Genomic DNA, 21,737 nt, shown 5'->3' on the forward strand with positions numbered 1-21,737 from the left:
AAGTTCCGTGCGAGAGAGTGGGGGTGTGAGCGCGACGCGGCATGTCCTGGTGGTCGGTGCGGGTGCGCCCGGCGGCCTGGCCGCCGCCCGATTCCCGGCGGCGCCGGCACCGGTGGGCACGCTCCGTCCGCGTCGGTGATAGTTGTCGGGGTGCGACCAAGGAGGACCAGGTGAGTGAGGCCGTCGACCCCCAGCAGGCCCGACGCGACCAGGGGCCGTTGACCGACCGCGGCGTGCAGCGCCGTGACGCCTTGTTGAGCGCTGCGCGCCGGGTGTTCGAGACGAAGGGCTTCGTCGAGGCCAGGGTCAGTGACATCGTGCGGGAGGCGAAGGTCTCGCAGGGCACGTTCTACACCTACTTCGACACCAAGGAAGCCGTCTTCACCGCCGTCGCGCGCGGGGTGGTCGACGCGATGCTGCTGTTGATGGCGCCGCCCGTGCCCGACACCGACTTCCATGACCGGATCACCGACTCGGTACGCCGCTTCCTGCACGCCTACCGGCCCTATGCCCGGATGATCGGGCTGATCGAGCAGGTCGGCACCTTCTCACCCGAGATGCGCGACCTGCGGCTGGACCTGCGCGAGACGTTCGTGCGCCGGACCGAGCGCGGCATCGCGCGGTTGGTCGACGCGGGGGCGACCCGGGCTGACATCGACGTCGAGTACACCGCGGAGGTGCTCGGGGCGATGCTCGAGTACACCTGCTATGTCTGGTTCTCCCTCGGGCGGGAGTTCGACGAGGAGCGTCTCGTCGCGACGTTGTCGGACGTCTGGGTCCAGGCTCTCTCGCCCGCTGCCGGCTGAATCGCCTACCTTCGGCCGAGGGCCTACGTCGAGCCGGCGTCGGCGAACTCGCTATGCCTTCTATGAGGAGAATCGCCTGCGTCGGCTGGCGGTTCACGAGGCGATCGCGGTCGAGGAGTCGCTCGCGCTGGCTTACGGCGACCGCGTCACCGAGCTGCCCGGATGGTTGCTCCGCTGGTCCGTCCCGAGTTCGGGGACGCCGACGGCGTCAACTTGAGTCGATCCGAACGCCAGGTGGTGTGAGGACGACGCTGCGGGCCAACGGCTCCGCTGCAGGTGCTGGTGGCGGTCGCGCTCGTCAGGTGAGGGCCTGTGTCGCCGCGGTGATCCGCCGTGTGCCGGCCTTGGTCTGGCGCGAGGCCACGCGGCGGATCGGGCTGCTCGGGTCGGTGCCCTTGTCGACGAGGTACCAGTCGGCCTGCACCCGGGCGCTGGAGAAGTCGACGATCATGCACCCGGTCTTGAAGCCCTCGGACCAGCGGATCCACGGGTTGGCGAGGGCATTGTTGGTGGTGAGGACGACGTCGAGGAGGTTGCCGACGCCTGGCGCCACCTGGTTGACCATGGTCTGCAGCGACGGCGAGGCGACGCCCGGCGTGACGTACTCGACCGCGACCGACCTGCGGTCGAGGAGATACCGGTTCGGACGGGCGGGGATCTCGCTGGCGAAGCTCTGGTGCACGTCGCCGGTGAGGATCACGACGTCGTCGATCCCAGCCATGCCGTCGACCAGCCGCTGGCGCTGGGCGAGGAAGCCGTTCCAGTCCTCGACGTACAGCTGGAGCAGCGGCTTCTCGAGCTGCTGGGACAGCTTCGGCCCCAGCAGGTCGGTGATCTGCCCGGGGAGCTGGGGGAGCAGGACCTGCGGGAAGAAGGGGACCTGGTTGCCGAGGACCTTCCACCGGGCGGTGCTCGCCGCCAGGCCCTGGACCAGCCAGTGCTCCTGGTCGTCGCCGATCATCGACCCGTCCGGGTCGCCGGAGGAGGCGCCGAGGGCGACGTACCCGAGCAGCACGCTCTTCGGCGGCCGGGTCCGGAAGCGGCGCTCGTCGAGCATCCACAGGTCGACCTGGCTGCCGAAGACGAGGCGGCGGTTGATCCGCTGCCAGTCGTCGGGGTCGGTGTGCCGGATCGGCAGCCACTCCAGGAACGCCCGCCGGCCGGCGGTGGCGCGGGTCGCCCAGTCGCCCTCGGCGGCCGGGTCGTGGTTCTCCGCGCCGTCGCGCCACGTGTCGTTGGCGATCTCGTGGTCGTCCCAGACGGCCACCATCGGGTGCGCCGCGTGCAGGTCCTGGAGGTTCTGCTCGAGCTTGTAGCAGCCGTGCCGCACCCGGTAGTCGTCCAGCGTGGTGCACTCGTGGAGCGGGTCGGCGTTGCGCGGGTTCTTGGGGTAGCCGGCGATCACGCCGCCCGGGGCGTACTCGTAGACGTAGTCGCCGAGGTGCAGGATCGCGTGCAGGTCGGTGCGGGTGGCGAGGAACTCGTAGGGCTGGAAGTAGCCCCAGTCGTAGTTGGCGCACGACACGACGCCGAAGCGGACCGGCGCCGAGGATCCGGCGGCGGGCGCCGTCCGGGTGCGACCGGTGCGGGAGGTCGCGCCGAGCGCCGTGAACCGGTACCAGTACGCCGTCGCCGGAGCCAGGCCGCCGACGTCGACGTGCAGCGTGTGGTCCCGCGCGGCCGACGCGGTCGCGGTGCCCTGCTGGACGACCTGGGCGAACCCTGGGTCGAGCGCCACCTCCCAGGTGACGACGACGTCGGGCCCCACGCCGGAGCCGGGGGCGGCCTCGACGGACGGAGTGACCCGGGTCCACAGGACGACGCCGCCGGGCAGGGGGTCACCGGACGCGACGCCGTGCACGAAGGGCGCCGACGCGGCCACGGCCTCGGGCCACGAGGCGAGGGCCAGAGCGGCGCCGCCGCCGAGTGCGCCCGCCATGACGACACGGCGGGACAGGCCGCGGGGGCCGCTGACGGGAAGGGACGGGTCGGACACGGGGCCTCCTGGCGGACTCCCCGGGGCAACGACGCAGATGTGACCTGCGTTACGTCGCGCCGCCGACCTCGGATCGATCGGATCGATCGGTGAGGTCCGCGAGCGGTGTACCGAGCACCAGGTCGAAGTCCCGCGCCTCCTCCCACACCGTGAGGGTGCGGGCGCCGAGGGCCTCGTCGGATCCGGCGACGGTCAGCACGTAGCGGCCGTTGGCCGGACGGGGGACCTCGTAGCGGCCCTCGTGGTCGGTGCGGACGGTCGCGACCAGCTCGCCGGTGCCGCGGGTGAGGACCACCAGCGCGTCGACCACCGGCCGATCCCCCGCGTCGCGGATGGTGCCGCGGAGAGTGAGCCGCTCGCGCAGCACGATCGGCGGGATCGGGGCGCCACTGTCGAGCGTCATCATCCGGGAGCGGGGTCGCCAGCCGTCGGCGGCGGTCACGACGAGGTAGTCGGCGGGGTGGGGGACCGCGGCGGTGAAGCGGCCCTCGGCGTCGGCCTGGCCCCAGTCGACCGCCCGGCCGTCGGGTGTCAGCACGGTGACCACGGCGTGCCGGATCGGATGGCCCTTGAGGCTGAGCACCTGGCCCCGCACGATCTGGGCGCGACTGGTGTTCTCGGCGCCGGAGCGGTCCGCCTCCTCGGCGTACTCCTGCATGCCCAGCATCGGTACGCCGATCAGCGCGGTCGCCATCCCGGCGCCGGCGGCGATCCAGAAGATGAGCTCGAGGGAGTCGAGCGTCGGCAGCTCCCGGCCGCCGACGGTCATCACGGACGCGGTGGTGACCGCGGCGGTGACGGCGCTGATCGTGGAGGTGCCGAGCGAGCGGAGCAGCACGTTGAGGCCGTTGGCCGAGGCGGTCTCGGTGACCGGCACCGCGCGCATGATCAGGGTCGGCAGGGCGCCGTACACCATGGCGGTGCCGGTGCCGACGACCACGGAGCCGACCACGATCTGGGCGAGGTCGGCGCTGTAGAAGACCCGCCAGAGGTAGGCGGTTCCCATCAGCAGCGCGCCTGCGACCAGCGTGACCTGCGGTCCGAAGCGCCGGATCAGCCAGGCCGACACCGGGGCCATCAGGCCGAAGGCCGCGGCGTTGGGGACCATCCAGAGGCCGGTGTGGAGGACGTCGAGGCCCTGGCCGTACCCGGTCTCCTCCGGCATCTGGAGGAGCAGGGTCGTCACCAGCATGTTGGCGAACATGGAGAGGCCGGCGAACACCGACGCGAGGTTGACCAGCACGACCGCGCGGCGGGCGGCGACGCGGACGTCGACCAGGGGGCGCGGGGTGCGCAGCTCGAGGGGGATCCAGACAGCGATCAGGGCGACGCCGGCGGCGGCGCAGCCCACGGTGCGAGGCCCGAGCCAGCCCCACTGGCCGCCCTTCGAGAGCGCGAGCAGGATGGCGGTCAACGCCACCGAGAGGAGCAGGGCGCCGCGCAGGTCGAAGGCGCCGCTCGTGCGCACCGGCGACTCCGGCAGGAGGCCCAGCGTGCCGGCGATCAGGACGACGCCGACGATGCCGGTGAGCCAGAAGGACGCATGCCAGTCCATGTGCTCGACGATCAGGCCCGACAGGGGCAGCCCCACGCCGGCGCCGATCGCCAGGGTGGCGCTCATCAGGGCCACGCCCAGCGGCACCCGGTCGCGCGGCAGCTCGTCGCGCATGATCGCGATCGCGACCGGGATCAGCGCGACGCCGACACCCTGGAGCGCGCGGGCCCCGATGAGGAGGGGGAGCGCCTGGCTCACCGCCCCGAGCAGGGAGCCGGCCACCGCGACACCCAGCGCCACCACCATCATCCGCCGCTTGCCGTACATGTCGGCCAGTCGCGAGATGGTCGGCGTCGCCACCGCTCCGCTGAGCAGCGTCGCCGTCACCAGCCACGAGGCGCTGTCGGGCGAGGTGTCGAGGAGCCGGGGCAGGTCGGGCAGCAGGGGCAGCAGCAGCGTCTGCTGGAGCGAGACCACGATGCCGCAGCACGACAGCATCGCGACGATGAGGGCGGGGCTGGTGCGTGGCCGGACGGGTTCGACGACCACGCTGAAAGGCACCTCTTCTTCATCTGGACTTGCCGCGGGCCCGGTCTAGGCTGGGTGACCGTGCACCGCATCTTCTCGACCAGTTTCGCATCGGTCTACCCCCACTACGTCACCAAGGTGGAGAAGAAGGGCCGGACGAAGGACGAGCTCGACCAGGTGATCGCCTGGCTGACCGGGTTCGACGCGGCGGCGCTGCAGGCCCACCTCGACGCCGGTACGACGTTCGAGGAGCTCTTCGACCAGGCCCGGCTCAACCCGGCCGCGGACCAGATCACCGGGGTCGTGTGCGGGGTGCGGGTCGAGGAGATCGACGATCCGCTGATGCGGCGGATCCGCTATCTCGACAAGCTCGTCGACGAGCTCGCCCGCGGCAAGGCGATGGACAAGGTGCTCCGGGGCTGACGCCCCGGGTGGGCTCTGTCCACCGCCTCGCGCGGTCGGTTCAGGCTCAGCTGGTGCAGGCGAGGTAGCTGGCCCCGACCGTGCGCTTCTTGCCGTTCTTGAGCTGGACGGTGGCGGTGATGTCGGCGGCGGTGCCGTCGACCAGTGGCAGGGCGACGGTGGACGCTCAGGGTCGTCCACAACGGGACCACGGTGGTGAACTCGAAGTCGACCTCGACGCCGGCCGCATCGCCACGGCGTCGGCCACAGTCGTGAATGAGGGAGGGCTCCGTCTCACCTCTTGCTGAGGGCTTCGGGTGTCCATGGCGGCCACGTGGCGGCGCTGACCGGGATGCCTCGGGCGTAGGTGGCGCAGGAGCGGAAGGGTGCGCGTGGGCTGCTGTTGTCGAGCACTTCGGACTGGTCGGCGATCGTGATGGCTGCGGCGACGTGGTCCCACAATCGGTCGTAGCGCTCGCGGATCTTGGCCTCTGGCACGGTGTGCCCGCCTCGACGGACGCGCTCCGCGACGCGCTGGACGGTGAGGTCGACGGGCACGATGATGACGTGGAGCTGGACGAGGTAGCCCAGTGCTGAGGCATCGGCCGCCAGGGCGACCTTGCTGGGGTGGGAGAACACGGTCTCGGTGATGAAGGACTCCCCTGCCGTCATCCGTGCTCGCCGTTCCGTCTCGGCGATCTGCGCGGCAGCGTAGGCGTGTTCGGCCGGTGAGGAGGGCCAGCGCTCGGCTGCGATCACGTCTGCGTTGATGAACGGCAGTGCTGTGGCCGGGGTGAGCACGTCTCGGACGTAGGTCGACTTTCCGGCGCCGTTGGGTCCGGCGAGGAGGTGGAGGACCGGCATCAGTCCCGGCCAGGGTGGACGATGAGGTTCCCGGCCTCGTCGGCCTCCGAGTACGACTCTCCCGAGGCGACGAACTCCGACTCGTAGTTCAAGCCCGCACGCAGTGCGCTCACACGCGCCGACCAGGCGCCGCGGACGACGGCCTGCTCGCGTTCGCCCAGCAGGTCATAGGAGCCATCCCCGGCGAGCACCTGCTCGATCGCTCGGTGGTTGACCTGCGGCGAGCGTTCCAACTCGCGGCCGATCCGCGCCCAGTGAGCGATCTGCTGCGGCGTGGTGCGGCTCGACCGGCGGGCCTCCTCGGCCGCGGACTCGTACACATCACTGGGCAACCGGGTGGGAGGGCTCGTCCGCATGCCTCAAAGGTAGCACCGTGCTACAGCTCGGCCTTGCCGCCTGAGAGCCAGAGTGCGAACCGGTGCTTGCCATCAGCTAGCAGTTCTCCTACCCTCGGTATCTGCAACTCAAAGTTGCACCTATCTGTCGCACCAGCGCCGGTGCGGGGAAGCGAGGCCGCCATGCTCGCCCACGAACGGATCGGCTCGGGAGAGCCCCTCGTCCTCGTCCACGGGATCGGGCACCGCCGGCAGGCGTGGTACCCCGTCGTCGATCGGCTGGCCCGGGAGCGCGAGGTCATCCTGATCGACCTGCCCGGCCACGGCGAGTCCCCGGCACTGGTGCCCGACGGCCGGCCGGTGCGCGACATCCTGCGCGACATCCTCGAGGACTTCTTCGTCGAGCAGGGGCTCGACCGGCCGCACATCGCCGGCAACTCCCTCGGCGGCCGGATCGCGCTCGAGGCTGCCGCCGACCACCTCGTGAGCAGCGCGACGACCCTCGCGCCGGCCGGCTTCTGGCGCAACCGCGTCGAGTTCGCCTACATCCGCGCGGTCTTCACCCTGCTGACCGGCGCGGCCACGATCGCCCAGCCGGTCGCGCCCGCGATCCTCGGCACGCGGCCCGGCCGGGCCGCCGCCTTCGGCCTGCTGATGACCAAGGGCCACCGGCTCAGCCCGGAGGCCGCGCTCGGCGACCTCCGAGGCCTCGTCCACGCGCGGCCCGCGCTGGAGACGATCATCGACGGCGGCTTCCCGTTCGACCGGCGGATCGACCCCGCCGTCCCGGTCACGGTGGCCTGGGGCACCCGCGACCTCGTGCTGCTGCCCTACCAGGCCGGCCGGGCCCGTCGGGCGCTGCCGCACGCCGAGCACGTCACGCTGCCGAAGTGCGGCCACGTGCCGATGATCGACGACGTCGACCTCGTGGCCGACGTCCTGCTGACGGGCTCCGCGCACCCGCGGCTCGGCCAGACGACGTACGACGTCGCCTGATCCTCCGGCGCCGTACCGCCAGGCCTCCGGCCGGGCGCCGGCAGGGCCGCTAGCGTGGCGCCCGTGACGACGCCTGCCGAGCTCACCGCCCACGTCCGCTCGATGATCCCGGTCCTGGACGCCATGGGCGTCGAGGTGGTCGAGGCCGGCCGCAACACGGTGGCCGCCCGGCTGCCGGCCGGCCCCAACGTCAACCACTTCGGTACGGCGTACGCCGGGTCCCTGTTCACGGTGGCCGAGGTCCTCGGCGGTCTCTACGCGAGCACGTCGCTGGTCCTCGAGGGGGCCGTGCCGCTGGTCAAGTCGCTCACCATCGACTTCCTCCGCCCCGCCACGACCGACGTGGTCGCCCGGGCGACGCTCGACGACGACGTCATCAACCGGGTCCTGGCCGAGACGACCGAGCACGGCAAGTCCGACTTCGAGCTCGTCGCCGAGGTGACCGACGCCGACGGCACGGTGGTCGCCCGGACCCGCGGTCTCTACCAGATGCGCCGGTTCTGAGCCTTCGGGCGGGTACCGCTCAGGATCCCGGGCCCGGTGCCGATGGGCGTCGTACGCGCGTGGCCGCGGGCAAGGCTAAAGGGATAGCGTGGGAGATCCGCGATTGCTGGGAGGAATCGACGCTCGATGGATCCGGGCCTGGAGTTGCCGGGGGACGCCCGCACACTGCTCGACGCGGTCCTTGCGATCGGCGCCGACGTGGACCTCCACGCCGTGCTCGGCCGCATCCTCGAGGCGTCGCGGCGGCTCACCGACGCCGATCTCTCCGGGACGGGGCGGGCCGAGGATGCCATCGGCGAGCTCGGCCGGGCGCTGCGCGAGGTGGGTGACGCCCGGCTGGTCGCCCACGTCCGGCTCACGGACGGCATTCTGGAGCTGGGCCAGGTTCTCGGCGACACCGAGGCGGCGCCCCGACTCGTCGAGTCGCTCTCCGAGGTCGTCGGCGAGGTCGTGCGCACGCGCACGTCCCAGGAGGTCGGCAGCGCCGGCGACCCGACGACACTCGTCGTTCCCGTTCCCACGCGGCTGGCCGATCCCGGTGTCCTCGTGGTCGATCGGGTGGAGGACAGGCCGGTCCTGCGAGGCATCATGCTCGACCTGGCGGCCGTGGCAGCCTCTCAGGTGGGCCTGATCCTGGACCGGCAGGAGGCGCTGCGCGAGCAGGCCCGCCTTCTCGTCGCGCGCGACCGCCAACGGATCGCGCGCGACCTGCACGACCTGGTCATCCAGCGGCTCTTCGCGACCGGCATGCAGCTGCAGGGCGCGCGTGACCTCGACGTGGCCGAGCTGCGGACCCGGGTCGACGGCACCGTCGCCGAGCTGGACGGCGCGATCGACGAGCTCCGGTCGGTCATCTTCGAGCTCGGCACGGGCGCGGGCCGGTCGCTGGTGGAGGACGTCCGGTCCCTGCTGGGGGAGTACGCCGGGGTGCTGGGCTTCCAGCCGCTGCTGCGGCTCCAGGGGCCGGTCGACCGGGCGCTCGCCCCTGAGGCCGGCGGCCACGTCCTGGGCACCCTGCGCGAGGCGCTCTCCAATGTCGCCCGGCACGCCGGGGCGGGCTCGGTGTGCGTCGAGCTGACCGCGTCGTCGGCCTGGTTCCGGCTGCGGGTCGTCGACGACGGCGCCGGGTTCGACCCGGCCGAGCCTTCGACCGGCCGGGGCACGGCCAACCTGCGCGGCCGTGCCGAGGAGCTCGGCGGGCACCTGCTCGTGACCTCGGCGCCCGGTGCGGGCACGACGCTGGAGTGGGTCATTCCAGCGGTCGGCTGACCTCCTCGGCCTCGAGCGGCGCAGACGCCGCCGTGTCCTGCGGCCCGCCCGCCGGTGCCTCCGGGGAGACCTTCGGGGGAGCAGCGGTGAGGGTGTCCGGCACGGGGCCGGCCAGCAGCGGCCAGAGCGTCCGGACCGCCAGCGCGGCCGCGGTGGCGCCCACCATCACGACGAGCAGCCTGGTCAGCGCCTCGTCGAACGTCAGCTCGCCCTGGGCCGTGAGGACCGCGACGGGGGCGGCGACGAGGGCGGCGAGCAGGAACACCCTGAGGTCGAACATCATGATCAGACTCCTGCTCCGAGTGCGGGCCGGGCACCGGTCGCCGACACCACGGCCACCGACCGGATCTCGCGGGCCGCGCCGAGCTCGGCGTACGAGAGGACGGGAAGGCGCTCCACGGTGGGCGCGACGAGCCGTCGTACGGCGGCCCGGAGCGCGGGCGCGCAGACCAGGACCGGCCGCACATCGGTGTTCTCAGCCGCCTGCGCCGCCTGGGTGAGGCCGAGCAGCACCCGCTGCGCGGCGTCGGGGTCGAGGACGACGACCGTGCCCTGCTCGGTCGGCCGCAGCCCTTCGAGCATCTGCTGCTCCAGCAGTGGGTCGAAACTGATCGCGTGCAGCACCCCGTCCACGACGTAGGGCGCGGCGAGGGCCGGCTCGAGTGCGGAGCGGGCCGCCTCGACGAGGCCGTCGAGGTCCTTGCTGACCGACGCGCGGACGGAGAGTGCCTCGAAGATCCGGACCAGGTCGCGGATCGGGATCCGCTCCTCCAGCAGGGCCCGGAGCACCCGCTGCACCTCGCCGAGCGGGAGCTGGCTCGGGGTGAGCTCCTCGATGACGACCGGGTGGGTGCGCTTGACCACGTCGGTGAGCAGCCGGACGTCCTCGCGGCCGAGCAGCCGGCTCGCGTGCCGGTGCACGATCTCCGCGAGATGGGTGGTGACGACCGACGCGCGGTCGACGACGGTCGCGCCGCCGATCTCGGCCTGGTGCCGCAGCTCGGCGGGGATCCACTTGGCGTCCAGCCCGAACACCGGCTCGCGGGTCGGGGTGCCCGGCAGCGAGCCGAGGAGGTCACCGATCGCCAGCACCGTGCCCCGCGGCGCCTCGCCGCGGGCCACCTCGGCGCCGTACAGCGTGATGGCGTAGGTGTTCGCGGGCAGCTCGAGGTTGTCGCGGGTGCGCACCGGCGGGATCACGATGCCGAGCTCGCCGGCGACCTTGCGGCGCAGCGCCTTGACCCGGTCGAGCAGGTCGCCGCCGGAGCGGCTGTCGACGAGGTCGATCAGGTCCGCCGAGAGCTCCAGGCCGAGGGGGTCGACCCGGATCTCCGCCACCAGCGCCTCGGGGGTGTCCGGGGCGTGGGTCGGCTCGCCGGCGGCCGGGTCGGCGTCGGCGCCCGCCGTCCGGCCGCCGGCGGACTCGTCGACCCGGCTCGCGCCGAGCAGCATCAGCCCGCCGGCGATGAGGAACGGGAGCTTCGGCAGGCCGGGGATCACGCACAGCGCCAGCGCGCCGAAGCCGGCCACCCGCAGTGGCATCTTGCGCTGGAAGATCTGGCCCACGATGTCGGAGCCCATGTCGGAGTCGGCGACCGAGCGGGTGACGATGAGGCCGGTCGCGACCGACAGGAGGAGCGCGGGGATCTGGGAGACCAGGCCGTCGCCGATGGAGAGCAGCGAGTAGGTCTGGATCGCCTCGCCGAACGGCATGCCGTACTGGGCCACGCCGATCGCGAAGCCGCCGAGGAGGTTGACGAGCGTGATCACGATCGCCGCGATCGCGTCGCCCTTGACGAACTTCGAGGCGCCGTCCATCGCACCGTGGAAGTCGGCCTCGGCGTGCACCTCGGCCCGCCGCCGGCGCGCCTCCTCCTCGTCGATGAGCCCGGAGTTGAGGTCGGCGTCGATCGCCATCTGCTTGCCCGGCATCGCGTCGAGCGTGAACCGCGCACCCACCTCGGCCACGCGACCGGCGCCGTTGGTGATGACCACGAACTGGATGACGAGCAGGATCGCGAACACGATCAGCCCGACGATCAGCGAGCCGCCGACGACGAAGTGGCCGAAGGTGTCGATCACCTTGCCGGCGTACCCGTCCAGCAGCACCAGCCGGGTCGCGCTCACGTTGAGGGCCAGCCGGAACAGCGTCATGACCAGGATGACCGACGGGAAGGCCGCGAACTCCAGCGGCTTGTGGATGAACATCGCGACCATCAGCACGAGCAGGGCACCGGTGATGTTGAGCGCGATCATCAGGTCGAGCAGCACCGCGGGCAACGGCACGACGAGCATGACGACGATCAGCACGATGCCCAGGGGGACACCGAGCCGGGTCAGCGACTTCACGGACATGCGGCGGCTACAGCCTCTCGAGGAGAGCGCGCCGTCCGTGGCACTGCGGGTGGCGCCGTCCTGGCGTCGCTGGCTCCATCGGCCACGCGGGGGCGGGGATGAGGGGTTGGGCGGCTGCAGGGACACCTCTGGAGCGGCGATTCATGCGCCCGCCACCCGACGGCGCCGGGACAGGGCGAGGACCTCCGGCAGCTCGTCGGTACGACGCGGGGTGCGGTGCTCGCCGCCGTGCTGGCCGGCGTTGCGGCGGCTGAGCACGAAGGCCAGCACCTGCGCGACGGCGGCCCACAGCTCGCGCGGGATCTCCTGGCCGACCTGGCAGTGCCGGTACAGGGCGCGGGCCAGCGGCACGTCCTGGACCAGCGGCACCCGCTCGGCGCCGGCGACCTCGCGGATCCGGGCGGCGATGGCGCCGGCGCCGCGGGCGACGACGCGGGGTGCGCCCCGCTCGGGGTCGTAGCGCAGCGCGACGGCGACGTGCGTCGGGTTCACCAGCAGCACGTCGGCCGTGGCGACGTCGGCGATCATCCGGTTGCGGGCGGCGGCCAGCTGCCGGGCCCGGATGGCGCCCTTGAGCAGCGGATCCCCCTCGGCCTGCTTGTGCTCCCGCTTGATCTCGCTGTGGCTCATCCGCAGCTGCTTGCCGATCCGGCGCCGCATCATCGCGTAGTCGGCCGCGGCCATCACGAGACCGGCGATGGCGACGGTGAGCAGGAGGCGCGAGACCTCGGCCGTGGCCTGGTGGAGGACGACCTGGATCGGGAGCAGCCCACCGACGAGCGGCATCATCGCCTTCACCGCCCCCCAGGCGAGGAAGGCGACCACGGCACTCTTGACCATGACCTTCGCGCCCTCCCAGAAGGCGTGCGGTCCGAGCACGCGCTTGGCGCCCTGGATCGGGTTGAGCTTCTTGGGGTCCGGCTTCGCCAGCTTGGGCGAGAGGTAGAACCCGCCCTGGGCCAGTGCGGCGACGACGCCGATCACCAGCACCATCGAGCCGAGCACGACCAGACTGACGAGCACGTGGCGACCCGCGTCGCCGAGCAGGGTCAGCGCCAGCGGCACCGACGGCTGCTCGGCCGAGCGCAGCGACGTGGCCATCATCGTGCGCAGCGCGTCCAGCTCGTGGTCGAGCAGCGGTCCCATGGCGAGGCCCACCACGAGCAGGCCGAGCCACCCGCCGAGCTCGGGCGTGCGCGGGACCTGGCCGTCCTTGCGGCCCTCCTTCTTCCGCTTGGGAGTGGGCTTCTCGGTCTTCTCCTCGCTACTGGCGGCCACGGGACCTCACCCCGCTCCGGCCATGGTCGCCATCGCCTGGTTGGCGTAGTCGACGAGCCGGTCCAGCGCGCCGGGCAGCATCGGGAAGGAGAGGCCGAGCAGCAGCAGGGTCAGGCCGACCTTCGCGGGGAACATCACGCTGAGCGCGTTGAGCTGCGGCGCCACCTTGGTCAGCAGCGCCAGGGCGAGGTCGGCGACGAAGAGCACCGCGATCATCGGCAGCGCCATCTGCACGGCGACGGTGAAGAACATCGAGAACGCCGTCAGCAGCACGCCGTCCCAGCTGGAGATGTCGGGCATGCCCGCCAGCGGCAGGTAGTGGAACGTGCTGAGCAGGCCGCCGACGACGATGAGGTGCCCGCCGGACACGACGAGCAGTGCCGTCGCGAGCAGCTGGTGGAAGCGGCCGAAGACGGTGTTGGAGTTCATCGAGAGCGGGTCCCACGCCGCGGCGAGCGCGAACCCGCCGAACACGTCGACCAGCGACCCGGCCGCACCGATCGCCGAGAACAGCAGCATCGTCACGTAGCCCATGCCGAGCCCGATCAGCGCCTGGGAGACGGTCGCGAGCACCAGCCCCGGCGTCGTACCGGGCAGGTCCTGGGTCGCGAGCGTCGGCGCCATCGCCAGCGACAGGCCGACCGCGAGGATCACCTTGGCCATGGTGGGGATGCCCCGCGTCGCGAACGGGGGGACGACGACCAGCCAGGCCACCACCCGCACCGAGGCGAGCAGCAGCGCACTGAGCGCGGCACCGTCGACCGAGATCGTCATTCGCCGGGCCTAGACGAGCAGGCCGGGGAGCAGGTCGAACAGCTCGCGGGTGAAGGCCATCAGGGTGTGCAGCATCCAGTTGCCGCAGACCAGCAGCGCGACGCCGACGCCGACGAGCTTGGGCACGAACGAGAGCGTGAACTCCTGGATCTGCGTCATCGACTGGAACAGCGAGATGGCGAAGCCGATGACCAGCGAGGTCGCGAGGATCGGCGCCGACAGCTTGAGCGCCACCAGCATGGTCTTGAGGGCGATCTCGATGATCGCGGTGTCGGTCACGTGGTCGTCACCCGCTCCCGTACGACGCGACGAGCGATCTGATGATCAGCGCCCACCCGTCGACCATCACGAACAACAGCAGCTTGAAGGGCAGCGACACCATGACCGGCGGCATCATCATCATGCCGAGACTCATCAGCGCGCCGCTCACGACGATGTCGATGACGAGGAACGGGATGAAGATGATGAACCCGATGATGAAGGCGTCCTTCAGCTCGGAGAGCACGAACGCCGGGATCAGGGTCGCCGTCGACACGTCCTCGCGGTTCTCGGGGAGCTTGCGGTCGGCGACGCTGGTGAGCAGCTGCAGCTCGCCGTCGTCGGTGTTGTCGAGCATGAACTCCCGCAGCGGCTCCAGGCCGTCCTCGAAGGCGATCGCCGTCGTCTTGTCGCCGTCGAGGTAGGGCTGCACGCCGTCGTCGTTCATCTGCGAGAGCACCGGCGCCATGATGAACAGGCTCAGGAAGAGGGCGAGGCCGGCCAGCACCTGGTTGTTCGGGGTCTGCTGCAGGCCGAGCGCGTTGCGGGTCAGGCCGAGCACGACGAGGATCTTGGTGAAGCTGGTGCAGGTCAACACGATCGCCGGGAGCAGGCTGAGCAGGGTCAGCGCCAGGAAGACCAGCAGGCTGTGGCTGGGCTTGTCGGTCATCCCCGACAGGTCGATCTGGACGGTGCCGCCCTTGCCGGGGCCGTTCGGGCCGTCGGGTCCGACGGGCTCGGCCATGACGTCGGACACGACGAGCGCGATCCGCGACGCCGCCAGGGAGAGGGGCGTCACGACGCCCGCTTCCCCGTGACGGCGGCCATGGCGTCCTTCCAGGTCTGCGCGGAGAGCACGGAGCCGGACAGCGGACCGGAGGCGGGTACGACGCGCGCGGGCCGCGGCCCGGCCGCGGTGTCCTCCCCGGTCTCGTCCCCGGTCTCGTCCCCGGTCTCGTCCCCGGTCTCGGCGCCGGGCTGCGGCGCGGTCAGGTCCAGGCCGATCTCGTCCGGCTCCACCTCGGCGAGCAGGGTCACCTGCTGCTCGGTCGTGCCCAGCACGAGGATCCGGGTGCCGACGGAGACGACGGCCACCCCCTGCCCCCGGCCGAGCGCCTGGCGCTGCACCACCTGGATGGTCGCGCCGGTGGGAGCCTTGAACCGGCGGTTGACCGTGCGGGCGATGAGCAGCATCAGGCCGACCACGAGCGCCAGCGAACCGACCAGGCGGACGGCCAGCTCGCCCAGGCCCACGCCGCCGGCGCTGTCCAGCATCGCCGTCAGACCGCGGCGTTCGCGTCGAGGATCTCGGTGACCCGCAGGCCGAAGTCCTCGTCGATGACGACGACCTCGCCACGGGCGACGAGCCGGCCGTTGACGAGCAGGTCGGCGGGGCTGCCGGCGGCGCGGTCCAGCTCCAGCACGGCACCGGGGGTGAGGGCGAGCAGGTCGCGCACCGTCATCCGGGTCCGGCCGAGCTCGACGGTCACCTCCATGTCGACGCCCTGGAGCAGCTCGAGGCCGCGTGGCGGCGCGACGGGCGCGCCGAAGGCGGGCACGAAGGGCGCGGAGTCCTCGCCGAGGTCGGCCGACGCGGCCGACGCGGCCGTCGTACGGGGGTCGGCGTCCTCGGCGATCGGCTCGCGGGCACCGGCCAGGGTGGTCTCGGGGACGAGCACGGCGGCCGCGATGCCGGCGCCGATGAGCGGGACGGTGCTGAACGGTCCGCCCAGGTCGGCGGTGACGTCGTACCCCTCGGCGTCGAGGTCGAGCGTGCGGGCGCCGCGGGCGTGCGCGCCGAGCCGCCGGGCCGCGGCGTCGAGGGCCGGCTGGACCGCGGCGGCCACGTCGAGCGCGCCGATCGGGCTGCCGGCGAGGGCCTCGACCAGCTCGGTGCCGATGAGGACGACGACCGCGCCGGGCACCCCGCCGTCGAGCTCGGCGATCGCGCCGCCGGCGAACGCGGCGGTGACGTGGGGCGAGCCGGGCTGCGCCGGTCCCGGCGTCAGGGGGGTGATCGCCGGCAGGGCCGCGGCCGCCTCGACGGCGACGGCCTCGGCGAGCAGGGTGGGATCGAGCACGTCGGTCATGGGGATCAGGACTCCTGGGGCGTGGTGACGATGAGGGCGGCCAGGCGCTGGCCGCGGGCTCCGGGGGTGGCGTGGGCGAAGGTGTTTCCGGCGACGGTGACGTCCAGCGGCGCGGACGACGGGTGGGTGAGCCGCAGGACCGAGCCGGGACGCAGGTCGGCCAGCGTGCCCGGGTCGACCGGGAGCGGCCGGAACCGGACCGAGACCGCGACCGGCACCCGCTGGAACTGGTCGTGCAGCAGGCCCGCGGAGTGCGCGCGCTGCGCCCGCTCGCGGTCGGAGACCGCGCCGTTGCCGGCGGCGTTGGCGAGGTGGGGGAGCAGACCGCTGAACGGCAGGCACACCGACATCCGGTGCGCGCGCTCGCCGATCTTGAGCTCGAGGGCGACCACCACCATCACGTCGGCGGCGCTGGCGACCTGCGCGAACTGGGGGCTGTACTCGATGCCGGTGACGTTCGGCTCCAGCGTGACGATCCCGTCGAGGGCGTAGCGCATCTCGCCGAGCAGCCGCTCGACCAGGCCGCGGATCACGCCGTCCTCGATCTCGGTCAGCGGCCGGTCGGGCTGCTCGTCGGAGCCGGGCCCCCCGAGCATGTGGTCCAGGCAGGACATGGTGGCGAAGAGCGGGATCTCCAGCACGCCGGTGCCGGGGATCGGATCGGCGCTGAACAGGGTCATGTACGTCGACGGGCCGAGGCTGTCGACGTACTCGGCGTAGGTGCGCTGCTCGATGCCCGCGAGCGCGACCGTGCACACGGTGCGCAGCGAGCTGGTGAAGACCGTCGTCGCCTGGCGCGCGAAGCTGTCGAAGCCCAGCTGGAGGGTGCGCTGGTGCTCACGCGAGAGCTGGATCGGTCGGCGGAAGTCGTACGGCGTGGGTTCGGCCGTGCGTGGGCGACGGCGCGGCCGCTGGAGGGTCACGACGAGTCCATCGTCGCGGCGCTCGTGGACCTGAGGGGTCGTCAGGGCGCCGGGCGGTCAGGGTCCCGTGGTCACTTCGGGCCACGCAGGGTCCCGGGTGGGGTCCCGGTCCCGGGGGTCCTACTGCGTGACGTACTCGGTGAAGTACACCTCCATCACGTCGCCGTGGTAGCGCTCCTGCAGCCGGTCCACGAGCTGCTGACGCAGGGCCTCCCGGACGTCGGGCTTGTTGACCTCCTCCACCGGGAGCCCCGAGAACACCGTGATCGCGGCGTCCAGGGCGCGACTGCCGTCGACCTCGTGGGCCGACTCCGTGAGCTGGAGCGCCATGCCCAGCCGTAGGTAGTGCCCGCCGGCCAGGTTGACCTGGATCGCCTCGAGCGGGGCGACCTTGCCCGGCTTGGGCTCGCTGTCGCCCGAGGGCTTGAGCAGGAAGAACCAGGCGCCACCGGCGACCAGGCCGAGGACGAGGAGGGCGATCCCGATCGTCCGGCCCCGGCCGCCCTTGGCCTCCTCGGTCGGTGCGGTGGCGGGTGCGGCGATGCTCGTGGTCACGGTCGGTCCTCTCCTCGCGAGCGGGTGGGTACGGAGGCGCCGGCGTCGGCGCCACTGCCGGTGCCGTCGCCGGCGGGGTCCCGAGGTGCGGCGGGGTCACCGGGAACGGCGGGATCGCCGGGAGCGTCCGGGAGGGTCGGCAGGTCGCCCAGCCCCGCCTCGCGGCGCAGCTCGGCGTACGCCTCTCCCAGCAGGGCCCGGGTCTCGGCCGGCTGCTGGCTCAGGACCAGGATGTCGACGCGCTTGTTGACCCGCTGCGAGCCGCGCACGGCAGGATCGACGAGCGGCTTGGTGTGGCCGAACCCGGTGGCGCGCAGGCGTCGGGCCGGGACCCCGTGGTCGTTCTCGAGCCGGTGCAGCACGTTCACCGCGCGGGCCACCGAGAGCTCCCAGTCCGACGGGTAGTACCGCGGCTTCACGGGCTCCTGGTTGGTGTGGCCGTCGAGCTCGATCGGCTCGGGCAGCGCGGCGAGCACCGGGGCGATGGTGTCGACGACCCGGCGGCCGCGGTCGGTCAGCTCGGCGATGTCGGGCTCGAAGACCACATGCTGGGAGACCAGGCTGACCACGAGGCCGCGGTCGTCGATCGTCGCCCGGACGTCGTCGCGCAGGCCCTGGCCACGCAGCGCCTCGTCGATCTGCCGCCAGACCTTCAACAGCCGGTCGGCCTCGGTCCGGGCATCGCCGTAGGCCCGGTCCTTGCGCAGCCGTTCGGACTCGTCGAGGATCTTCGCCACCGTCTCCCGCTGCGCCTCCGGGACCTGCGCGAGGAGCATCGCGTACGACGCCTCGCCGGGGTCGCTCGTTCCCTTGGCGTTGCTGACCGGGCTGGCTCCGCTGAGGATCGACCTCTCGCGGCCGAAGCCGTCGGCGAGGCCGTCCTTGAGCTGCTGGTACTTCTGCTCGTCGACCTGGCTCATCGCGAACATGACGATGAACAGGGCCATCAGCACGGTGATCATGTCCGCATAGGAGACCAGCCACCGCTCGTGGTTCTCGTGCTCCTCCTCCGTCTCACGCCGCCTGCGCCGGGGCTGCGCCATCTCAGGCCGCCTCCCTGACCTGGTCGTGCGCCGGCAGGAGCGACTGGAGCTTCTGCGCCACGATCCGCGGGTTCGACCCGGCCTGGATGGCGGCGACGCCCTCGATCACGATCTCCATCCGCGTCGACTCCAGCTCGCTGAGCCGCTTGAGCCGGGCGGCGATCGGCAGCCAGAGGACGTTGGCGCTCAGCACTCCCCAGAGCGTGGCGAGGAAGGCGGCGGCGATGCTGTGCCCGAGGGCTCCGGGGTCCGCCAGGTTCTCCAGGACGTGCACGAGGCTCATCACGGTGCCGACGATGCCGATCGTCGGGGCATAGCCGCCGGCGTCGGTGAAGAACTTCGCGGCGTGCTTGTCGACCGCCTTCTTGGCGTGCAGCTCGGCCTCGAGGATCTCCCGCAGCTCCTCGGGATCGGTCCCGTCGACGGCGAGGGTCACCCCCTTGACGAGGAAGGGGTCGTCGATGTCGCCCACCCGGCTCTCGAGGGCGAGCATGCCCTCCCGGCGCGCGGCGTCGGAGAGGCTCACGATCACCGGCACCACGTCCGCCGAGGAGGCGACCTTGCCGAACAGTGCGGTCCTGGCCGACGCCACCGCGTTCTTGGCGTCGCCCAACGTGCCGCCGGCGACGGCCACGCAGAGCGTGCCGCCGAAGACCAGGAGCATCGGCGGCATCAGGAAGAGGCTCGTCGGACTGCCGCCCTCCAGGATGTTTGCCAGCATGATGACGCCGAGCGCGGCGCCGATCCCGACGGGGGTGGCGATGTCCTTCACGGCGTGACTCCTCGCGGGGGTACGGCGCTCAACCGGCTGTGGCGCGTGGGCCGCACCGGCGGGATCGACGATGCGTCGGGCAGCGCCGCGCGCGCCACGATGGCGGCGCGGTAGTCGATCACCTCGTCGCACACCTCGTCGAGGGACTCGGCGACGACGTACTTCGTCCCGTCGACCAGCGTCACCACGGTGTCCGGGGTGCAGTCGACGCGCTCGATCAGGTCCGCGTTCAGCAGGAACGTGGTCCCCGAGAGTCGGGTCAGCGAGATCACCGCGGCACCTCCGTGTGCGTGGCTGGTGTGTCTGGGGCTGGGTGCGGAGTGCCGTCCGTGGCGCTCCGCAGGTCCCATCGGCCGGGTGCGCTGGTCCCTGACCAAAAGCACCGGTTTCTCGTGTGTCGCGGTGCTTTTGAGCAGGGACTATCCCGGCGGGCCCGTCAGCGCTTGATGTTGACGAGCTCCTCGAGCACCTGGTCGCTGGTGGTGATCACGCGCGAGCTGGCCTGGAACCCGCGCTGGGCGAGGATCAGGTTCGTGAACTCGGCCGACAGGTCGACGTTCGACATCTCGAGTCGACCGGCGATCATCTGGCCGCGCTCGCCCTGACCGGCGACGCCGAGCTGGACCGGACCGGAGTTGGCGGACTCGCGGTAGGCGGTGTCGCCGACCTTCTCCAGCCCCATCGGGTTGGTGAAGTCCGCGACCGCGAGCTGGCAGATGTCGCGCTGCACCCCGTCGGAGAAGACGCCGCGTAGCTTGCCGTCGGGACCGATGGAGTACGACGTGAGGTCGACTCCCGCCGGGAGCGTGCCGTCGATCAGGTTCAGGTCGACGTCGATGGGGCCGCCGGTCGGCAGGCCCGCGCCGTCGAGGGCGTAGCCCTGCACCCGCATGCCGTTGGGGGCCACCAGGACACCGCTCTGGTCGAAGGTGAAGGCGCCGGCGCGGCTGTAGACGTTCGCGGCGCCGTCGCGCAGCACGAAGAAGCCGTCGCCCTGCAGCATCAGGTCGGTCGGCCGGTTGGTGAGCTGGGCCGAGCCCTGACCGAAGTTGGCCATGGTGGCGGCGAGCTGGACGCCGAGCCCGATCTCGATCGGGTTGGTGCCGCCACGCTCGGCGTTGCCGCCCGAGGCCGCGGTGAGCTGCTGGCTGAGGGTGTCGGCGAAGACGGTGGTGCTGGCCTTGAAGCCCGTCGTGTTCGCGTTGGCGATGTTGTTGCCGGTGACGTCGAGCATGGTCTGGTTGACGCGGAGGCCGGAGATGCCGGCGAAGAGCGAGCGAAGCATGGTGTTCTCCTTCTCGGACGGTGGGGTGGAGGTCAGGCGGTGGTGGACGGGGCGCCGCTGGGTGGCCCGCCGGTGCCGTCACCCGTGGGAGCGGGCTCCTTGACGGTGGGTGCCTCGCCGACGCTGACCACGTCGGTGACGGGGACGGACGCGCCGTCGATGCTGAGGACCGGGCCGCTGGCGAGATAGGACGTGCCCTGCACGACCCCGGACTGCTCGACCCCGCTCGCGTCGTACCAGCGCACGGTCTGGCCGATCAGCGAGCTCGCACCGAAGGCGAGCTGGGTGCTCAGCATCATCGCCGTCTGGTCGGCGACGTCCTGCATCTTCTCCAGCGCGGTGAACTGTGCCGTCTGGGCGAGGAACTGCGAGGAGTCGGTGGGGTTGAGCGGGTCCTGGTACCTCATCTGCGCGACCATCAGCTGCAGGAACATGTCCTTGTCGTTGGTCTTCGAGGTGCCGGACGTGCTGGTGGCACCCGTGGTGGCGGCGCCGGTCACGCCGTAGCCGACGCCTTCGGTGCTGGAGACGGACATCTCTTCCTCCTCACAGGGTCCGGTCGAGCTGACCGGCGGGGGTGGTCGGGCTGGTGGGGGTCGTGCTGCTCGCGGTGGTGGTCGCGGGGGCCGGGGGTGGCTCGGGTACGTCGCGCCGGCTCCCGCCCCGGTCGGGGTCGCCCGAGGGGCGGTTCCAGGTGGACGCCCCCTCGCCGCCGGCGTCGGCGCCGACGGTGGCCGAGCCCGGCTGGCCGCCGGCGGCGACGGAGGTCGACGCGGGTGCCGGAGCCGGTGCCGCGGCCTGCGGGACCGGGGTGTGGCCGGCCGGGTCCCGGACCAGGATCCGGGCCTCGGTGGCGCCGGAGCGCTCGAGCAGCCGCTGCAGCTCGGGGGCGCCGGAGCTGAGCGCGCGGTGCACGGCGGCGTTGCCGGCGGCATCGCCCGCGTTGCCGGCCAGGCGGACCTGCACCGTGCCGTCCTTGACCACGAGCGTCACCCGCACCTCGCCGAGATGCTCGGGCTGGAGGGTCAGGGTGATCCGATGCGTCCCGGGCCGATCCGTCGGCGTGCTCGTGACCAGGCGGGTGACCTCCGGGAAGACCTGCTGCACGACCACCCGCTGCACGACCACCTGCTGCACGACCGTCCGCTCCATGGCCGGCCTCGCGACCGCCCCGCCCGCGACCCCCGTGGGGCTGCCCGGAGCCCGGGT

Annotated in this window: 25 protein-coding genes; 5 read left to right on the forward strand and 20 right to left on the reverse strand. The window is 72.2% G+C overall.

From position 1 onward, the window contains the following. Window positions 1-170: 170 nt before the first annotated feature. Window positions 171-806 carry a TetR/AcrR family transcriptional regulator gene (locus KVF89_RS27770; protein WP_257430378.1) on the forward strand — a complete coding sequence of 212 codons (636 nt, stop codon included), beginning with the start codon at window positions 171-173 and terminating at the stop codon, window positions 804-806. 298 nt (window positions 807-1,104) lie between these two features. Here KVF89_RS27770 and KVF89_RS27775 read toward each other — a convergent pair whose 3' ends face one another. Both KVF89_RS27775 and KVF89_RS27780 read right to left on the reverse strand, forming a co-directional pair. Beyond that, window positions 1,105-2,802: an alkaline phosphatase D family protein gene (locus tag KVF89_RS27775; RefSeq protein WP_257430379.1), complete on the reverse strand. Its 1,698-nt coding sequence runs from the start codon at window positions 2,800-2,802 to the stop codon at window positions 1,105-1,107. 49 nt (window positions 2,803-2,851) lie between these two features. Continuing rightward, window positions 2,852-4,846: an MFS transporter gene (locus KVF89_RS27780; protein ID WP_257430380.1), complete on the reverse strand. Its 1,995-nt coding sequence runs from the start codon at window positions 4,844-4,846 to the stop codon at window positions 2,852-2,854. A 60-nt stretch (window positions 4,847-4,906) separates the two neighbouring features. Between KVF89_RS27780 and KVF89_RS27785 the strand changes: the two genes are divergently transcribed. Beyond that, window positions 4,907-5,248, forward strand: a complete 342-nt coding sequence (locus KVF89_RS27785) for a DUF2200 domain-containing protein (protein WP_257430381.1) — start codon at window positions 4,907-4,909, stop codon at window positions 5,246-5,248. 273 nt (window positions 5,249-5,521) lie between these two features. On the opposite strand, the gene KVF89_RS27790 is transcribed toward KVF89_RS27785, so the two are convergent. After that, on the reverse strand, window positions 5,522-6,091 hold the full coding sequence (locus KVF89_RS27790) for an ATPase (RefSeq protein WP_257430382.1): 570 nt from the start codon (window positions 6,089-6,091) through the stop codon (window positions 5,522-5,524). Then, window positions 6,091-6,447: a TA system antitoxin ParD family protein gene (locus KVF89_RS27795; RefSeq protein WP_257430383.1), complete on the reverse strand. Its 357-nt coding sequence runs from the start codon at window positions 6,445-6,447 to the stop codon at window positions 6,091-6,093. The genes KVF89_RS27790 and KVF89_RS27795 overlap by 1 nt, the downstream gene beginning before the upstream one ends. Window positions 6,448-6,609: 162 nt before the next feature. Between KVF89_RS27795 and KVF89_RS27800 the strand changes: the two genes are divergently transcribed. From KVF89_RS27800 to KVF89_RS27810, 3 genes are all read left to right on the forward strand, one after another. After that, on the forward strand, window positions 6,610-7,422 hold the full coding sequence (locus KVF89_RS27800) for an alpha/beta fold hydrolase (protein WP_257430384.1): 813 nt from the start codon (window positions 6,610-6,612) through the stop codon (window positions 7,420-7,422). Between the two features lie 63 nt (window positions 7,423-7,485). Then, window positions 7,486-7,926 carry a PaaI family thioesterase gene (locus KVF89_RS27805; protein ID WP_257430385.1) on the forward strand — a complete coding sequence of 147 codons (441 nt, stop codon included), beginning with the start codon at window positions 7,486-7,488 and terminating at the stop codon, window positions 7,924-7,926. A 126-nt stretch (window positions 7,927-8,052) separates the two neighbouring features. Next, window positions 8,053-9,195 (forward strand): sensor histidine kinase, encoded by a 1,143-nt coding sequence (locus tag KVF89_RS27810; protein ID WP_257430386.1) that lies wholly within the window; start codon window positions 8,053-8,055, stop codon window positions 9,193-9,195. Here the strand turns inward: KVF89_RS27810 and KVF89_RS27815 are convergent. The 16 genes from KVF89_RS27815 to KVF89_RS27890 form a co-directional block, all read right to left on the reverse strand. After that, the gene (locus KVF89_RS27815) at window positions 9,176-9,478 is read right to left on the reverse strand and encodes a hypothetical protein (protein WP_257430387.1); all 303 of its coding nucleotides are present in this window, start codon (window positions 9,476-9,478) and stop codon (window positions 9,176-9,178) included. The two genes, KVF89_RS27810 and KVF89_RS27815, sit on opposite strands and share 20 nt — an antisense overlap. A gap of 2 nt (window positions 9,479-9,480) precedes the next feature. Further along, complete coding sequence (gene flhA, locus KVF89_RS27820; RefSeq protein WP_257430388.1) at window positions 9,481-11,550, reverse strand: flagellar biosynthesis protein FlhA; 2,070 nt, start codon at window positions 11,548-11,550, stop codon at window positions 9,481-9,483. 141 nt (window positions 11,551-11,691) lie between these two features. Further along, the gene (locus tag KVF89_RS27825) at window positions 11,692-12,828 is read right to left on the reverse strand and encodes an EscU/YscU/HrcU family type III secretion system export apparatus switch protein (RefSeq protein ID WP_257430389.1); all 1,137 of its coding nucleotides are present in this window, start codon (window positions 12,826-12,828) and stop codon (window positions 11,692-11,694) included. A 6-nt stretch (window positions 12,829-12,834) separates the two neighbouring features. Continuing rightward, entirely contained in the window at window positions 12,835-13,602 is a 768-nt protein-coding gene (locus KVF89_RS27830; RefSeq protein ID WP_257430390.1) for a flagellar biosynthetic protein FliR, read from the reverse strand. A gap of 9 nt (window positions 13,603-13,611) precedes the next feature. After that, window positions 13,612-13,881, reverse strand: a complete 270-nt coding sequence (gene fliQ, locus KVF89_RS27835; protein WP_257430391.1) for a flagellar biosynthesis protein FliQ — start codon at window positions 13,879-13,881, stop codon at window positions 13,612-13,614. 7 nt (window positions 13,882-13,888) lie between these two features. Beyond that, window positions 13,889-14,659: a flagellar type III secretion system pore protein FliP gene (gene fliP / locus KVF89_RS27840; RefSeq protein ID WP_257430392.1), complete on the reverse strand. Its 771-nt coding sequence runs from the start codon at window positions 14,657-14,659 to the stop codon at window positions 13,889-13,891. Then, window positions 14,656-15,135, reverse strand: coding sequence for a FliO/MopB family protein (locus tag KVF89_RS27845; RefSeq protein WP_257430393.1), 480 nt, complete (start codon window positions 15,133-15,135; stop codon window positions 14,656-14,658). Before KVF89_RS27845 ends, fliP begins: the two co-directional genes overlap by 4 nt. A gap of 5 nt (window positions 15,136-15,140) precedes the next feature. Further along, window positions 15,141-15,950 carry a flagellar motor switch protein FliN gene (fliN, locus tag KVF89_RS27850; RefSeq protein WP_257430394.1) on the reverse strand — a complete coding sequence of 270 codons (810 nt, stop codon included), beginning with the start codon at window positions 15,948-15,950 and terminating at the stop codon, window positions 15,141-15,143. Window positions 15,951-15,955: 5 nt separating this feature from the next. Continuing rightward, window positions 15,956-16,873, reverse strand: coding sequence for a flagellar motor switch protein FliM (locus tag KVF89_RS27855; RefSeq protein ID WP_257430395.1), 918 nt, complete (start codon window positions 16,871-16,873; stop codon window positions 15,956-15,958). A gap of 120 nt (window positions 16,874-16,993) precedes the next feature. Continuing rightward, window positions 16,994-17,428, reverse strand: coding sequence for a flagellar basal body-associated FliL family protein (locus KVF89_RS27860; RefSeq protein ID WP_257430396.1), 435 nt, complete (start codon window positions 17,426-17,428; stop codon window positions 16,994-16,996). After that, window positions 17,425-18,471 carry an OmpA/MotB family protein gene (locus KVF89_RS27865; protein ID WP_257430397.1) on the reverse strand — a complete coding sequence of 349 codons (1,047 nt, stop codon included), beginning with the start codon at window positions 18,469-18,471 and terminating at the stop codon, window positions 17,425-17,427. Before KVF89_RS27865 ends, KVF89_RS27860 begins: the two co-directional genes overlap by 4 nt. A gap of 1 nt (window position 18,472) precedes the next feature. Continuing rightward, window positions 18,473-19,243, reverse strand: coding sequence for a motility protein A (locus tag KVF89_RS27870; RefSeq protein ID WP_257430398.1), 771 nt, complete (start codon window positions 19,241-19,243; stop codon window positions 18,473-18,475). Beyond that, a complete protein-coding gene (locus tag KVF89_RS27875; protein WP_257430399.1) occupies window positions 19,240-19,515 on the reverse strand; it encodes a flagellar FlbD family protein in 276 nt (91 codons plus the stop codon). Before KVF89_RS27875 ends, KVF89_RS27870 begins: the two co-directional genes overlap by 4 nt. A 164-nt stretch (window positions 19,516-19,679) precedes the next feature. Continuing rightward, the gene (locus KVF89_RS27880) at window positions 19,680-20,528 is read right to left on the reverse strand and encodes a flagellar hook-basal body complex protein (RefSeq protein ID WP_257430400.1); all 849 of its coding nucleotides are present in this window, start codon (window positions 20,526-20,528) and stop codon (window positions 19,680-19,682) included. Window positions 20,529-20,560: 32 nt separating this feature from the next. Next, window positions 20,561-21,064: a flagellar hook assembly protein FlgD gene (locus tag KVF89_RS27885; RefSeq protein ID WP_257430401.1), complete on the reverse strand. Its 504-nt coding sequence runs from the start codon at window positions 21,062-21,064 to the stop codon at window positions 20,561-20,563. 10 nt (window positions 21,065-21,074) lie between these two features. After that, window positions 21,075-21,680 carry a flagellar hook-length control protein FliK gene (locus KVF89_RS27890; RefSeq protein WP_257430402.1) on the reverse strand — a complete coding sequence of 202 codons (606 nt, stop codon included), beginning with the start codon at window positions 21,678-21,680 and terminating at the stop codon, window positions 21,075-21,077. Window positions 21,681-21,737: the final 57 nt, after the last annotated feature.

This window comes from Nocardioides carbamazepini, assembly GCF_024614185.1.
GTDB classification, from domain to species: Bacteria; Actinomycetota; Actinomycetes; order Propionibacteriales; family Nocardioidaceae; genus Nocardioides; species Nocardioides carbamazepini.

Coding starts and splice junctions, on each gene's coding strand:
- KVF89_RS27790 (WP_257430382.1), bottom strand. CDS start 6,091: ATGCCGGTCCTCCACCTCCTCGCCGGACCCAACGGCGCCGGAAAGTCG.
- KVF89_RS27795 (WP_257430383.1), bottom strand. CDS start 6,447: ATGCGGACGAGCCCTCCCACCCGGTTGCCCAGTGATGTGTACGAGTCC.
- KVF89_RS27800 (WP_257430384.1), top strand. CDS start 6,610: ATGCTCGCCCACGAACGGATCGGCTCGGGAGAGCCCCTCGTCCTCGTC.
- KVF89_RS27810 (WP_257430386.1), top strand. CDS start 8,053: ATGGATCCGGGCCTGGAGTTGCCGGGGGACGCCCGCACACTGCTCGAC.
- KVF89_RS27815 (WP_257430387.1), bottom strand. CDS start 9,478: ATGATGTTCGACCTCAGGGTGTTCCTGCTCGCCGCCCTCGTCGCCGCC.
- flhA (WP_257430388.1), bottom strand. CDS start 11,550: ATGTCCGTGAAGTCGCTGACCCGGCTCGGTGTCCCCCTGGGCATCGTG.
- KVF89_RS27830 (WP_257430390.1), bottom strand. CDS start 13,602: ATGACGATCTCGGTCGACGGTGCCGCGCTCAGTGCGCTGCTGCTCGCC.
- KVF89_RS27845 (WP_257430393.1), bottom strand. CDS start 15,135: ATGCTGGACAGCGCCGGCGGCGTGGGCCTGGGCGAGCTGGCCGTCCGC.
- fliN (WP_257430394.1), bottom strand. CDS start 15,950: ATGACCGACGTGCTCGATCCCACCCTGCTCGCCGAGGCCGTCGCCGTC.
- KVF89_RS27865 (WP_257430397.1), bottom strand. CDS start 18,471: ATGGCGCAGCCCCGGCGCAGGCGGCGTGAGACGGAGGAGGAGCACGAG.
- KVF89_RS27880 (WP_257430400.1), bottom strand. CDS start 20,528: ATGCTTCGCTCGCTCTTCGCCGGCATCTCCGGCCTCCGCGTCAACCAG.
- KVF89_RS27885 (WP_257430401.1), bottom strand. CDS start 21,064: ATGTCCGTCTCCAGCACCGAAGGCGTCGGCTACGGCGTGACCGGCGCC.
- KVF89_RS27890 (WP_257430402.1), bottom strand. CDS start 21,680: ATGGAGCGGACGGTCGTGCAGCAGGTGGTCGTGCAGCGGGTGGTCGTG.